The sequence below is a fragment of the Labrys sp. Lb11 genome (assembly GCF_057554225.1).
This window is the reverse complement of sequence record NZ_BAAJOT010000009.1, coordinates 257287-271456: the sequence shown is the minus strand read 5'-3', so window position 1 is coordinate 271456 and position 14170 is coordinate 257287. Positions and strand designations below refer to the sequence as shown.

At 67.7% G+C, this 14170-nt stretch carries 13 protein-coding genes; 4 read left to right on the top strand and 9 right to left on the bottom strand.

Annotation, left to right across the window (positions count from 1 at the left end; genetic code table 11):
- Positions 1 to 74: 74 nt before the first annotated feature.
- Positions 75 to 779: a glutathione S-transferase N-terminal domain-containing protein gene (locus AC27L4_RS30080; RefSeq protein ID WP_487146315.1), complete on the top strand. Its 705-nt coding sequence runs from the start codon at positions 75 to 77 to the stop codon at positions 777 to 779.
- Between the two features lie 172 nt (positions 780 to 951).
- Entirely contained in the window at positions 952 to 1953 is a 1002-nt protein-coding gene (locus AC27L4_RS30075; protein ID WP_487146314.1) for an NAD(P)H-quinone oxidoreductase, read from the top strand.
- A 14-nt stretch (positions 1954 to 1967) separates the two neighbouring features.
- On the opposite strand, the gene pip is transcribed toward AC27L4_RS30075, so the two are convergent.
- The 5 genes from pip to AC27L4_RS30050 all read right to left on the bottom strand — a co-directional run bounded on the left by pip (position 1968) and on the right by AC27L4_RS30050 (position 7299).
- Positions 1968 to 2948, bottom strand: a complete 981-nt coding sequence (pip, locus tag AC27L4_RS30070) for a prolyl aminopeptidase (RefSeq protein WP_487146392.1) — start codon at positions 2946 to 2948, stop codon at positions 1968 to 1970.
- 132 nt (positions 2949 to 3080) lie between these two features.
- On the bottom strand, positions 3081 to 3863 hold the full coding sequence (locus AC27L4_RS30065) for an amino acid ABC transporter ATP-binding protein (RefSeq protein WP_487146313.1): 783 nt from the start codon (positions 3861 to 3863) through the stop codon (positions 3081 to 3083).
- Positions 3864 to 3871: 8 nt separating this feature from the next.
- Complete coding sequence (locus AC27L4_RS30060; protein WP_487146311.1) at positions 3872 to 5017, bottom strand: amino acid ABC transporter permease; 1146 nt, start codon at positions 5015 to 5017, stop codon at positions 3872 to 3874.
- A gap of 10 nt (positions 5018 to 5027) precedes the next feature.
- Entirely contained in the window at positions 5028 to 6218 is a 1191-nt protein-coding gene (locus AC27L4_RS30055) for an amino acid ABC transporter permease (RefSeq protein WP_487146309.1), read from the bottom strand.
- 67 nt (positions 6219 to 6285) lie between these two features.
- Positions 6286 to 7299 (bottom strand): amino acid ABC transporter substrate-binding protein, encoded by a 1014-nt coding sequence (locus AC27L4_RS30050; protein WP_487146307.1) that lies wholly within the window; start codon positions 7297 to 7299, stop codon positions 6286 to 6288.
- A gap of 248 nt (positions 7300 to 7547) precedes the next feature.
- Here AC27L4_RS30050 and metC point away from each other — a divergent pair, with 248 nt between their 5' ends.
- Positions 7548 to 8735 carry a cystathionine beta-lyase gene (gene metC / locus AC27L4_RS30045; RefSeq protein WP_487146306.1) on the top strand — a complete coding sequence of 396 codons (1188 nt, stop codon included), beginning with the start codon at positions 7548 to 7550 and terminating at the stop codon, positions 8733 to 8735.
- Positions 8736 to 9072: 337 nt separating this feature from the next.
- On the opposite strand, the gene AC27L4_RS30040 is transcribed toward metC, so the two are convergent.
- The 4 genes from AC27L4_RS30040 to AC27L4_RS30025 are packed head-to-tail and all read right to left on the bottom strand — an operon-like array spanning position 9073 to position 11872.
- The gene (locus AC27L4_RS30040) at positions 9073 to 9408 is read right to left on the bottom strand and encodes a lipid-A-disaccharide synthase N-terminal domain-containing protein (protein ID WP_487146391.1); all 336 of its coding nucleotides are present in this window, start codon (positions 9406 to 9408) and stop codon (positions 9073 to 9075) included.
- Positions 9401 to 10153, bottom strand: coding sequence for a glycosyltransferase family 2 protein (locus AC27L4_RS30035; RefSeq protein WP_487146304.1), 753 nt, complete (start codon positions 10151 to 10153; stop codon positions 9401 to 9403). Before AC27L4_RS30035 ends, AC27L4_RS30040 begins: the two co-directional genes overlap by 8 nt.
- A 3-nt stretch (positions 10154 to 10156) precedes the next feature.
- A complete protein-coding gene (locus AC27L4_RS30030) occupies positions 10157 to 11005 on the bottom strand; it encodes a phosphatase PAP2 family protein (protein ID WP_487146303.1) in 849 nt (282 codons plus the stop codon).
- Between the two features lie 3 nt (positions 11006 to 11008).
- Positions 11009 to 11872 (bottom strand): cell envelope integrity EipB family protein, encoded by an 864-nt coding sequence (locus AC27L4_RS30025; RefSeq protein WP_487146302.1) that lies wholly within the window; start codon positions 11870 to 11872, stop codon positions 11009 to 11011.
- Between the two features lie 222 nt (positions 11873 to 12094).
- On the opposite strand from AC27L4_RS30025, the gene parE reads away from it, so the two are divergent.
- Entirely contained in the window at positions 12095 to 14146 is a 2052-nt protein-coding gene (gene parE, locus AC27L4_RS30020) for a DNA topoisomerase IV subunit B (RefSeq protein WP_487146301.1), read from the top strand.
- Positions 14147 to 14170 lie beyond the last annotated feature (24 nt).

Below are 14170 nucleotides of genomic sequence, written 5' to 3'. Positions count from 1 at the left end.
CACCGCCGCCACGGGGTTGCGCATGCCCCAGGACGGGCTATCGTCGTCCGGCAATCGCCCTTCCGGAGACCTGGATGCCCGATCTTTCCGCCTTCCCGATCACCGAGCGCTGGCCGGCCGCGCACCCCGACCGGCTCCAACTCTACTCCCTGCCGACGCCGAACGGCGTCAAGGTCTCGATCATGCTGGAGGAGATCGGACTGCCCTACGAGCCGCACCTGATCGACATCGGCAAGAACGAGAGCTGGACCCCGCAATTCCTGTCCCTCAACCCGAACGGCAAGATCCCGGCCATCATCGACCCGGACGGTCCGGGCGGAAAGCCGCTCGGCCTGTTCGAATCCGGCGCCATCCTGCTCTATCTCGCCGAGAAGACCGGCAAGCTCCTGCCGGCCGATGCGGCGCGGCGCTACGAAACCATCCAATGGGTTTTCTTCCAGATGGCCAGCGTCGGGCCAATGTTCGGCCAGGTCGGCTATTTCTACAAGTTCGCCGGCCGGGAAATCGAGGACAAGCGGCCGCTCGAGCGCTATCGCGCCGAATCCCAGCGCCTGCTCGGCGTGCTCGATACGCGCCTCGAAGGCCGGCAATGGATCATGGGCGACGACTACACCATCGCCGACATCTCGCTGCTCGGCTGGGTTCGCAACCTGATCGGCTTCTACGGCGCCCGCGAGATCGTCGGTTTCGACTCGCTGAAGCACGTGCCGGGCTGGCTGGAGCGCGGCCTCGCCCGCCCGGCCGTGCAGCGCGGCCTCGACAGTCCCAAGCGGTCGTGAGAACCGCCCGCGTTCCTGCCTGAGCAGCTTCTCGTGGCTGCCGCCACGATTGATTTTGCATTTTCAATGCAAAATCAAAGCTGCTCAGACTTACAAGTGTGAGCAGGTTCGGGAGAACCTGCTTGGGCTGCGCGGGAACGCGCCACCCCGCAACCTTGCCAAGGAGCGCATCATGTCCGCCCTCCCCGAGACAATGACCGCCATCGCCATCCGCCAGCCCGGCGGCCCCGAGGTGCTGGAAGCGCAGCAGCGTCCGCTGCCCGTGCCCGACGACAGCGACATCCTGATCCGGGTCGCGGCCGCCGGCGTCAATCGCCCCGACGTGCTGCAGCGCTCCGGCGCCTATCCTCCGCCTCCGGGCGCCTCGGACCTGCCCGGTCTCGAGGTTGCCGGACAGGTCGTCGCGGTCGGGGCCGACGTCATGCGCTGGAAGCCCGGCGACCTCGTCTGCGCGCTGACGCCGGGCGGCGGCTACGCTCAATATGCTCTGGTGCATGAAGCCAACGCCCTGCCCATCCCGGCCGGCCTCGGCATGGTGCAGGCCGCGGCCCTGCCCGAGACCTTCTTCACCGTGTGGCACAACGTGTTCGAGCGCGGCCGCCTCACCGAGGGCGAGACCCTGCTCGTCCATGGCGGCTCCTCCGGCATCGGCACCACCGCGATCATGCTGGCCAAGGCCTTCGGGGCGACCGTGATCGTCACCGCCGGCTCGCCGGAGAAGTGCGAGGCCTGCCGCAAGCTCGGCGCCGACGTCGCCATCGACTACAAGGCGACGGATTGGGCACCGGCGGTCAAGGAGGCGACCGGCGGGCGCGGCCCGAACCTGATCCTCGACATGGTCGGCGGTTCCTACATCGCCCGCAACTACGAGGTCGCCGCCCTGGAGGGGCGCATCGTCAGCATCGCCTTCCTGCAGGGCGCGAAGGCCGAGATCGACTTCTCCCGGCTGATGATGAAGCGCCTGACCCATACCGGCTCGACCCTGAGGGCCCAGTCGGTCTCCGCCAAGGCGGCGATCGCCCGGGCCCTGGAAGACAGGGTCTGGCCGCTGCTGGCCGCCGGTTCCTGCCGGCCGATCATCCATGCCACCTTCCCGCTCGCCGAGGCGGCCAGGGCGCATGCCCTGATGGAAGAGGGCACGCATGTCGGCAAGATCGTCCTGACGGTCGAGTGACCGCCGCCGGAGGCTCAGCCGGCGAAGCGGTCGGTCGCGGCGATCAACTGGTGCAGCGTGCCGGGCTCGGCGAAGGAGTGGCCGGAATCCTCCACCATGTGGAACCGGGCTTCCGGCCAGCGCTGCGACAGTTCCCACGCGGTGATCGGCGGGCAGACCATGTCGTAGCGCCCCTGCACGATGACGCCGGGAATGGCGCGCAGCCGCCCGGCGTCGCGCAGGAGTTGTCCCTCCTCCATCCAGCCGCCATGCACGAAGTAGTGGTTCTCGATTCGGGCGAAGGCGATCGCGAACTTCTCGTCCGCATGGCTGGTCGCGGGCCCCTCCGGCATCAGGGTCGAGGTTTCGCCTTCCCACACGCTCCAGGCCCGCGCCGCGGCGAGGCGCAGGCGCGCATCGTCCCCGGTCAGGCGGCGGTGATAGGTCAGGATCGGGTCGTCGAGCGCCTCCTGCGGCAGGTCGCGGACGAAGCCCTGCCATTTCTCGGGAAAGAAATAGGAGGCCCCGCGCCGATAATACCAGTCGAGCTCGAGCCGCCGCAGCGTGAAGATGCCGCGCAGCACCAGTTCCGACACGGCGTCGGGATGGGTCTGGGCATAGGCGAGCCCCAGGGTCGAGCCCCAGGATCCGCCGAGCACCAGCCATTGCTCCGCGCCCATCACCTCCCGGCGCAGCCGCTCGATGTCGGCGACGAGATGCCATGTGGTGTTGGCGTCGAGGCAGGCATGCGGCGTCGAGCGGCCGCAGCCGCGCTGGTCGAACAGCAGCACCTTGTAGCGCTCGGGGTCGAACAGGCGGCGATGCCGGGCCGAGCACCCGGCGCCGGGCCCGCCGTGCAGGAAGACAGCCGGCTTGCCGTCCGGGTTGCCGGCCAGTTCCCAATAGAGACTGTGGCCGTCGCCGACATCGAGGCGACCGGTCCGATAGGGCTCGATCTCCGGGTAGAGGCCGCGCCGCGGCGTGCCGTCCGGCTCGAAGCGACGGTCGAACGGCATCGCGATGGTATCCTTGAGTTCTGCCATGATGGTCTCTTGCTGACGGCCCGACCGTACAGCCTTGGACCGCCGATCTCCAGCCGGCGAACGCCCCGGCCGAACCGGGGCGCCATGGCCGAGCGCCGCTCGGGCTCAGTGCAGGATCTGGCTGAGGAACAGCTTGGTGCGCTCGTGCTGCGGGTTGGAGAAGAACGCGTTCGGCTCGTTCATCTCGACGATCTGGCCGGCATCCATGAAGATCACCCGGTTCGCCACCTGGCGGGCGAAGCCCATCTCGTGGGTGACGCACACCATGGTCATGCCGTCCTCGGCGAGCGACACCATGGTGTCGAGCACTTCCTTGACCATTTCCGGATCGAGGGCCGAGGTCGGCTCGTCGAACAGCATGATCTTGGGCGCCATGCACAGGGCGCGGGCGATGGCGACGCGCTGCTGCTGGCCACCCGAGAGCTGCCCCGGATATTTCTGGGCCTGGTTGGGGATGCGCACGCGGGTGAGGAAATGCATGGCGCGCTCCTCCGCTTCCTTCTTCGGCATCTTGCGCACCCACACCGGCGCCAGCATGCAGTTCTCCAGCACGGTCAGGTGCGGGAACAGGTTGAAGTGCTGGAACACCATGCCGACCTCGCGGCGCACCTCGTCGATTCGCTTGAGGTCGTTGGTAAGCGGAATGCCGTCGACGGTGATCGAGCCCTTCTGGAACTCCTCCAGGCGATTGACGCAGCGGATCATCGTCGACTTGCCGGATCCGGACGGCCCGCAGACGACGATGCGCTCGCCGCGCCTGACGACAAGGTTGATGTCCTTGAGGACGTGGAAATCGCCGTACCACTTGTTCATGGCGACGATCTCGATCGCCGGGCCGGCCGCGGTGCCGCTGGCGGGCTTGGTCTGGAGGGCGCTGCTGGTAGCCATGGTGTTTCCTACCGTTTGTGACCGGTGTCGAGCCGGCGCTCGACCCATTGCGAGTAGCGGGACATGCTGAAGCAGAAGATCCAGTAGACGATGGCGGCGAAGGCGTAGCCGGAATAGAGCGTCACCGGCGTCGCCCAGGTCGCGTCCTGGGCCGAGGCTTCGATGGTGCGGAGGAAGTCGAAGATGGCGACGGCCGCCACCAGCGTCGTGTCCTTGAACAGGCTGATGATCGAGTTGACGATGCCCGGGATGACCATCTTCAGCGCCTGGGGCAGGATGATCAGCACCAGCCGCTGCGGATAGTTGAGCCCGAGCGCCATCGCGCCTTCATGCTGGCCCTTGGGCATCGCCTGCAGGCCGCCGCGCACCACCTCCGCCATGTAGGCGGCGGAGAACAGCGCCACCGCCACCAGCGCCCTGAGCAGCTTGTCGGGCTGCGACCCGGCGGGCAGGAACAGCGGCAGCATGACGTTGGCCATGAACAGCACTGTGATCAGCGGCACGCCGCGCACCAGCTCGATGAAGATCACCGACAGGAGCTTGGCCACCGGCATGCGCGAACGGCGTCCGAGCGCCAGGACGACGCCGGCCGGCAGGGCGAAGATGATGCCGACGGTGGCGACAACCAGCGTCACCAGCATGCCGCCCCACAGGTTGGTGTCGACCCGCGCCAGCCCCCAGCCACCGCCGAGCAGCCACCAGGCCAGGACGGGGAAGGCGATCAGGAGATAGACCAGGCCCCAGGCCTTGGCGCCGATGCGCGGCCAGAGCAGCCATGCGATGGCGATGATCTCCAGGACGAAGAAGATGTTGACGCGCCAGCGCTCGGCTTCGGGATACTGCCCGTAGATGAAATAGGAGAGGCGCGAGCCGACGAAGGCCCAGCAGGCGCCGACAGGATGGCCGACCTTCTCGGCCAGGCAGGCGTCGCGCCCCAGCCCGCTCCAGACCGCGTCGAACAGGACGAACCTGAGGATCAGCGGCACCACCACGGCGACCAGCGCCAGGGCGAGCACCGTCAGCACCGCGTTGGTCACGGACGAGAACAGGTTGGTGCGCAGCCAGCCGATGACGCCGCGGGTCGCGACCGGCGCCGGCTGCGGCTGCAACGTCTCCCGGCTGAGATAGGCGGGGTTGAAATCCGTGGAACTCATCGCCCCCTCCTCACCGCTCGACCAGCGCGACGCGCCTGTTGAACCAGTTCATGAAGGCCGCGGTGACGAGGCTGATGATCAGATAGACGCCCATCACGATGGCGATGCCCTCGATCGAGCGGTTCGTCTGGTTCATCACCGTCTCGTTGACCAGCACCAGGTCGGGATAGCCGATGAAGTGGGCCAGCGAGGAGTTCTTCGTCAGGTTGAGATACTGGTTGGTCAGCGGCGGGATGATCACCCGTACCGCCTGGGGGATGACGACGAGGCGCAGGCTCTGCCCGGAGGTGATGCCGAGGGCGCGCGCCGCCTCGGTCTGGCCGTGCGACACGGCCCGGATGCCGCCGCGGACGATCTCGGCGATGAACGAGGCGGTGTAGATGACGAGGCCGAGCAGGAGCGCGAAGAATTCGGGCCCGACCGCCGAGCCACCGGCGATGTTGAAGCCCTTCAGCGCGGGATAGTCGAGCGTCATCGGCGAGCCGGCGAGGAAGAAGGCCAGCACAGGCAGGCCGATGATCAGCGCGAGCGCCACGATCAGCACCGGCGGGCGCCGGCCGGTTTCGGCCTGCCTGCGGCCGGCCCATCGGGCCTGGAGGATCGCGCCGACGATGCCGACGGCCAGGGCTCCGACGACGAAGATCGTCCCCTCGCCCCACTGCGTCGCGGGATAGTAGATGCCGCGCTGGTTGATGAAGATGCTGTCGAGGATGTTGATCGACTGCTTGGGCACCGGCATCGGCAGGCGCAACACCGCATACCAGAACAGGAGCTGGAGCAGCAGCGGGATGTTGCGGATGGTCTCGACATAGACGGTGGCGATCCTGGCCACCAGCCAGTTGGACGAGAGGCGGGCGATGCCGATGGCGAAGCCCAGGATGGTGGTCAGCACGATGCCGATGGCGGCCACGATCAGGGTGTTGAGCAGGCCCACCACCAGCGCCCGGCCATAGCTTGATACGCCGACGACATAGTCGACGGGCTTCTGGCTGATCGGAAAGCCGGCGACCTGGGCGAGGTAGTCGAACCCCGAGGTCAGGCCGGTCCGCCGCATGTTGGTGACGGTGTTGTAGACCAGCCAGGCGATAAGGCTGGCGATCACCGTGGCCAGGACGATCTGGAACACGATGCTCCGTATCTTCGGATCGTTCACCCAGGATACGGAATCGGGGCCCCGTCCCGGATCGACCGCTGTCGTCATCACGCCCTCACATGTTTGCCGGATGCAAAACGGGCGGCCTCATCGAGGCCGCCCGGCTGTGATGCGATCAACGGATCGGCGGTGCGTATTGCAGCCCCTTCTTCGTCCAGAGCGCGTTGAGGCCGCGGTCGATCTTCAGCGGCGAGCCGGCGCCCACATTGCGGTCGAACAGTTCGCCGTAGTTGCCGACGGCCTTGATGATCTTGACGGCCCAGTCGTTCTCGAGGCCGAGGCCCTTGCCGAAATCACCCTCGACGCCGAGCAGGCGCCTGACGTCCGGCTTGTCGGACTTCATCATCTCGTCGACATTGGCCTGGGTCACCCCGTCCTCCTCGGCGGTCAGCAGGGCGAAATGCACCCAGCGCACGAGGTCGCCCCATTGGTTGTCGCCATGGCGCACGGCGGCGCTGAAGGGCTCCTTCGAGATGATCTCGGGCAGCACCACGTTGTCGTCGGGGGCGGTGAGCTTGAGGCGCTCGCCGTAGAGGGCCGAGGCGTCGGTGGTGAAGGCATCGCAGCGGCCGGAATCATAGGATTGGCGCGCCTCGTCCGAGGTGGCGAACGTCACCGCCTGGAACTGCATGTTGTTGGAGCGGAAGAAGTCGGCGAGATTGAGCTCCGTGGTCGTGCCCTGCTGCACGCAGACCGTCGCCCCCGACAGCTCGAGCGCCGAGGAGATCTTGGCGGACTTCTTCACCATGAAGCCCTGGCCGTCGAAGAAGGTGATGGCCGGGAAATCCATGTTCTGGTAGTCGCGCGACATCGTCCAGGTGGTGTTGCGGATCAGGACGTCGATGTCGCCGGACCCCAGCGAGACAAAACGATCCTTGGCGGTGAGCGGAACGAATTTCACCTTGGTGGGATCGCCGAAGATCGCTGCGGCAATCGCCCGGCAATAGTCGACGTCGAAGCCGGACCATTCGCCCTTGTCGTTCGGCGCGCCGAAACCGGCGAGGCCCGTGTTGGAACCGCAGATCAGCTGGCCACGATTCTTCACGGTTTCCAGCGTCGTCGCGCCGGCCGCGGTCGCGCCGAGCGCGAAAATGGCCCCGAAAGCTGCTGCGAGGAACTTGGTCTTCATGGATTGAAGCCTCTCTCTGGTTTGTCGAAGACAGTCTTTTGCCGTCTTGGATGAATTCCCGCCGGCATCCACGGATCGCCGGAGGGGCTGGTCCCGTATGACACTCGGAGCATCGTCTTCGATCGACGACTGGCCCCGGTCTGGCCCGGTTCTTAGAATTGCCGCATTGTCAGGAAAGGGCAAGGTGTCTTACGAGGTCCCTAACCGCCACGGACGCGGCGAAACGCCTATCTTGCAAGCGACACTCCATGAAGAAAATTGCAAAGACCGATCTCGCAGCCCTCGGTGAGAACACGCGGCTCGTGCTCGGCGGCCGCGACACGGCCCTCCAGCACGGCTTCGTCAACCCACCGGTGGTGCATGGCTCGACCGTATTGGCGCCGACGGCAAAGGACCTGCTCGGCCGCACGCAGAAATACCAATATGGCCGCCGCGGAACGCCGACCTCCGACGCGCTGGAGGAGGCGTTGACGGCGATCGAGGGCGGGGCCGGCGTCGTGCTGTGCCCGTCCGGGCTCTCGGCCGTGACCACCGCCCTGCTCTCCTGCCTCGGCGCCGGCGACCACCTCCTGATGGCCGACAGCGTCTACGGCCCGACCCGCCATGCCTGCGACGTCGTGCTCAAGCGCCTCGGCATCGAAACCACCTATTACGACCCGGTGATCGGCGCCGACATCGCCGGCCTGATGGGCCCGAACACCCGGGCCGTCTACCTGGAGGCGCCGGGCTCGCTCACCTTCGAGATGCAGGACGTATCGGCGATCGCCGCCGCCGCCCATGCGCGCGGCGCCACGGTGCTGATGGACAACACCTGGGCGACGCCGCTGTTCTTCAAGGCGCATCAGCACGGGGTGGATCTGGCGATCCAGGCCGGCACGAAATACATCGTCGGTCATTCCGACGCGATGTTCGGCACCGTCTCGGCCTCGCCTTCGGCCTGGGCCCGGCTCAAGGCCTTCCACGGCGACACGGGCCTGTGCGCCGGCCCCGACGACATCTATCTCGCCTTGCGCGGCCTCAGGACGATGGGGGTGCGGCTGCGCCAGCACCAGGAAAGCGGGCTGGCGGTGGCGCGCTGGCTGCAGGGCCGGCCCGAGGTGCAGCGGGTGCTGCATCCGGCGCTGCCCGGTGATCCCGGCCACGCCATTTGGCAGCGTGACTTCACCGGCGCCTCCGGCCTGTTCGCCGTCGTCCTCGCCCCGGCGCCGGAAGCGGCGGTGGAGGCCTTCCTCGACGGGCTGCGCCTGTTCGGTCTGGGCTATTCCTGGGGCGGCTTCGAGAGCCTCGCCATCCCCTTCGACGCCACGTCCTACCGCACCGCCACTGCCTGGAACCCCGGCGGTCCCTGCGTCCGGCTGCATATCGGCCTGGAGGACCTGCCCGACCTGCTGGCCGATCTGGACGAAGGCCTGGAGCGCTTCCGCAAGGCGGCGTGACCTTGGGCGCTCTGCTCTTCGCCGAGGGGGGCGCCCCGAGCAGAAAAGGCCGCGGTTGCCTTCTCCGCCGAAGGCGGCGAAGGTGGCCCGACGAAGTCGGGTCGGATGGGGTGTGGCCCGCAAGGCTCGACTTCGGCTCAGCCTGCACCACCGTCGTGCCATGACGCCGACGCCAGCTGCCCGCCACACCCCATCCGACCATGCTTCGCATGGCCACTTCCCAACTCCGTTGGAGAAGGCTTTTACGCCCTTTTCGGGACCGTGCGCGGCCTTATCACCCGTTCGGCGGGCATGAATCCAGGCAGTCCAACAATGCTCCCGGCGACCGTTTCGGCCGTCAGGCCTGTTCTGCGGCCTTGTTCGCCCGCCGCTCCTTCAGCACGAAGGAGACATTGCGGAAGTAGACGAACAGGCTGAACAGCTGGCCGAGGATGTAGACCGGATCCTGCTGCTTGATGGCGTATGCCAGCAGCAGGGCGCCGCCGCCGATCGAGAAGCTCCAGAAACTGAACGGCACGACGCTGCGCCCGGCGCGTTCGCTCGCCAGCCACTGCACCACGAAGCGCATGGTGAACAGGAACTGCGCCACCAGGCCGAGCACGACCCAGCCGTTGAACTTGTTGATGAAGACTTCGTGCAGGTAGCCGCCGACGGCGTTGGAAATGTCAACCAGCATGGACGCTGATCTCCTTGACGACGGGTACGCGGCGACGGCGGCGGATCAGCCACCACACGCCGGCGAGATCCATGATGCCGACCCAGAGCCGGTCGAAGAAGCCATAATTCGACTGGCCGGACAGGCGCGGCCGGTCGACCACGTCGACATAGCCGATCGAAAAGCCCTCGCGCTTGACCAGGGCCGGCATGAAGCGGTGCAGCGCGTCGAAATAGGGCAGTGCGAGGTAGACGTCGCGGCGGATCGCCTTGAGGCCGCAGCCGGTGTCGCGGGTGCCGTCGCGCAGCACCCGGGAGCGCACGGCGTTGGCGGTCTTCGACTGCCAGCGCTTGAAGCCGGTGTCCTTGCGCCCGAGCCTCTGGCCGGCAACCAGGCCCATGCCCGTCCCCCCGGTTGCGAGCGTATCGGCGAGCGCGGGAATATAGGCCGGATCGTTCTGCCCGTCGCCGTCGATGGTGACGATCACCGTCCCGGCCGCCGCCCTCACCCCGGTGCGCACGGCGCAGGACTGGCCGCAGGACGCCGCGTGGAGCAAGGCGCGCAGGAAGGGCTTCTGCGCGGCGAGCCGGGACAGCTCCGCCGCCGTGCCGTCGGTCGACCCGTCGTCGACATAGACCACCTCGAAGCGATAGCGGCCGGCGAGCGCCGTCTCGATCTCGGCCACCAGCGGTGCGATGTTGCCGGCCTCGTTGCGCACGGGCACGACCACGCTGATCTCGACCGGCGACGGATCGGGCTGCATCGTTCAGGAAACCTTGTCTTGTGCCAGGACGGCGCGCAGCGTCTTTGACGCATGCGCCCCCCGCAAGGCAAGAGCGCCTGTCCCGGTTTGCCGGAAAACCAGCCGCCGCCGCGCCAGAAAATGCGCGAACCACCAGGTGCCGAGCGCCCCGAACAGCGCGCCGGCCATGACGTCGGACGGGAAATGCGCCCCGAGGACGACCCGGCTGGCACAGACCAGCACCGCCCCGGCCACCAGCCAGGGCGCTAGCCTGGCGCGCGAGCCCGGGCTGCAGACCAGGATCAGCGCCGTCGCCACCGCGAAGGCGGTCGTGGCATGGCCGGAGGGAAAGCTGGCATAGGCCGATTTCCAGCCGAGCGGTTCGAAATGCCAGGCCATGCCGGGTTCGACGTGCTGCGGGCGCACCCGGCCGACCAGGCGCTTGACGACATTGACGGCGATGCCGGTTCCGGCGACGGCGAGCGCCACGAAGGCGAGGCGCAGGCTGATCTCGCACAACGCCGCCTTCGCGCGCCGCGTCCAGGTTTGCCGCCCGAAGCGGGCCCACAGCCAGAGCCCGACCAGTGCCAGGCTGAGCGGCACGAGGTAGAGGCCGGAATCGCCGAACGTGGTGATAAAGCCGAACACGCGCTTCGCCGGCTTCGGCCACGCCCCCACCGCCGCCAGCCCGAGCGGATCGAGGACGATCATGGCCGCGGCGACGAGCAGCACCGCAAGGCCGACCGCGACGCCCGGCGGCACGGTGCCCCACGCCGGTCGGCGGCCCACATCCGGACGCGGCGCGGCCAGCCGGCCGCGCACGATCCGCCAGCCCGCGGGCCCCCGCGCCGGCGCCGCAGCAGCGTCAGCCATGGTTCAGCGGCACTTGGTCTGCGGCAGGAAATCCAGGGACGTCATCGTCCCCTTCAAGGTGAAGTCGCCATAGTCGAGGCGGATGCTGCCGGATATGCCATTGGCATAGAGGTCGAAGGAGATGGAGTAGACCGGGGTCTCCTCGCCGGGCGTCGCCTTGGTCGGATCGAAATAGGAGATCGTCACCGGCCAGCGATCGATGCCGTCCAGTTCCGTGCGCCCGGCCGCAGCGCCCTCGCGCGGCCGGTCGGCCGGGACTTTCTTGCCGATCACCGCCAGGGTCGAATAGACTTTCTCCCCGCCGTCGGACCCGTCATAGATCTTCGATTCGTAGGTGTTCCGCCCGGCTTCCGCCGCTTCGATCACCGCCTTCATCTGGCCGGTCGGGAACAGCACGTCCTGCGGCAGCTCGAACGAGGCCTTCTTCGGCTTCTTCAGCGCCACTCCCACCGCCCCGCTCTCGCCGCGATCGGCCGCCCCGTCGATCGAGGCGTCGAGGCGCTGGTTGAGGAAGTTCTGGGAGTTGAAGTGGAAGCTGCGGCCCTTGTCGTCCTCGAAGGTGGTGGAGCGCAGATCGGAGACGTTGTCGCCGCCGCCGGTCGTGCCGATCTCGGTCACCTGCCGGAACTTCAGCGCATAGCCCTCGCAGGCATTGCCCGAAAAATCATAGACGATGCGGCCGCGGATCGATTCGACGCTCGACGTGCCCCGGGTCTCCCCCAGCGACAGATCGTAGACGGCGCGGTGCGGCACGAAGTCGACCGGCTTGGCGGTCGCCGGCGTCGCCGCCTCGGTCGCCCAGGCGGAAGCGGCGGCCAGCAGACCGGCCGCGAGCCCGGCCACCCGCAATCCGGCCGTTCGTGTCATCTCCATTGATTCCGTCCGTGCTAGAGCCGTTGTCAGGCGGCACCATATTGAGCCGCGCCAGGCGCCGCAACGATGCCACGTTCACCTGCCAGCAGAAGATGACGGAATTGGGCCGATGAAGCCGTGACCGAACGCACCGGTTTGTTTACCATCCGTTCGCGATGATCCCGCAGCCATGGCATAGTGCCGCCCCTCGAATCGACCGGACCAGACTCTTTCTCGATGACCGAAACCACCGACCTGTTCGGCGCCGGCGCCCCGCCCAAGCCGAAACCTGCCGACGCCAGGAAGCCCGACCCGATCAAGGCCGCCGCCCAGCGCCAGGCCGTCGACGCCGAGTACGGCGCTTCCGCCATCGAGGTGCTGGAGGGGCTCGAGCCCGTCCGCATGCGCCCGGGCATGTATGTCGGCTCGACAGGCCCGGAGGGGGACGGCCTGCATCACCTGTTCGCCGAGGTGATCGACAACTCCATGGACGAGGCCGTGGCCGGCCACGCCACCTTCATCGAGGTGGAGCTGAGCGCGGACGGCTTCATCGCCGTCACCGACAACGGCCGCGGCATGCCGGTGGAACCGCACCCGAAATTCCCCGACAAGTCGACCGTCGAGGTCATCATGACCAAGCTGCACGCCGGCGGCAAGTTCGACAGCAAGGTCTACGACACCTCCGGCGGCCTGCACGGCGTCGGCGTCTCCGTGGTCAACGCCCTGTCCGAGCACCTGGAGGTGGAGGTGGCGCGCGGGCGCGAGCTCTACCGCCAGCGCTTCTCGCGCGGCCTGCCGCTCGCCCCGCTCGACCATGTCGGCCCCGCGCCGAACCGGCGCGGCACCCGCGTCCGGTTCAAGCCCGACGCCCAGATCTTCAAGCACGGCATCGCCTTCGATCCCAAGCGCGTGTTCAAGATGACGCGCTCGAAGGCCTATCTCTTCCGTGGCATCGAGATCCGCTGGAAATGCGATGCGGCGCTGCTGGCCGGCGTCGCCGACGTGCCGGCGGAGGACGTGTTCAAGTTCCCGCGCGGCCTGGAGGACTATCTGCGCGCCGCCACCGAAGGCCTGGCGCTGGTCACCGAGCTGATGTTCTGCGGCAAGGTCGACAAGCCCGGCGGCCACGGCGCGGCGGAATGGGCCATCGCCTTCCTCGCCGAGGATGAGGGCTTCGTCGCCTCCTATTGCAACACCATCCCGACCAAGGACGGCGGCACCCACGAGCAGGGCCTGCGCATCGCCCTGCTGCGCGCGCTCAAGGACCATGCCGAGCGCGTCGGCAACAAGCGCGCCGCCCAGATCACCACCGAGGACATCATGGCGACCTCGGCGGTGATGCTGTCGGTGTTCGTGCGCGAGCCCGAATTCGCCGGCCAGACCAAGGACAAGCTCGTCACCATCGAGGCGAGCCGCATCGTCGAGCAGACCATCAAGGACCCGCTCGACCATTGGCTGGCCGACAGCCCGTCGCAGGCCGCCAAGCTGCTCGACTTCGTCATCGAGCGGGCCGAGGAGCGGCTGCGCCGCCGCGCCGAGAAGGACGTGGCCCGCAAGAGCGCGACACGCAAGCTGCGCCTGCCCGGCAAGCTCGCGGACTGCACGAACAACGCCGCCCAAGGCTCTGAACTGTTTATCGTCGAGGGCGATTCGGCCGGTGGCTCCGCCAAGCAGGCGCGTGATCGGGCCAGCCAGGCGGTGCTGCCGCTGCGCGGCAAGATCCTCAACGTCGCCGCGGCCGGCCGCGACAAGCTGGCTCAGAACCAGCAGCTCCAGGATCTCGGCCAGGCGCTCGGTTGCGGCATGGGGACCCATTACCGCGACGACGACCTGCGCTACGAGAAGATCGTGATCATGACGGACGCCGACGTCGACGGCGCCCATATCGCCTCGCTCTTGATCACCTTCTTCTGGCGCCAGATGCCGCGCCTGATCGAGCGCGGCCATCTCTACCTCGCCGCCCCGCCGCTCTACCGCCTGACCCAGGGCACCAAGTCGGTCTATGCCCGCGACGAAGCCCACCGGGACGAGTTGCTGGCCTCCGTGTTCAAGCCCAACCAGAAGGTCGAGATCGGCCGGTTCAAGGGGCTCGGCGAGATGATGCCGGCGCAGCTCAAGGAGACCACCATGGACCCGAAGAAGCGCACGCTGCTCAAGGTGGTGGTGGTTGACGACGAGCGCGTCGACGCCACGACCTCGGTCGAGCGGCTGATGGGCAACAAGCCCGAGGCCCGCTTCGCCTTCATCCAGGAGCGCGCCGCCTTCGCCGGCGAACTGGTGGACCTCTGACTCCGAGGCCTCGTCCGCGTACAC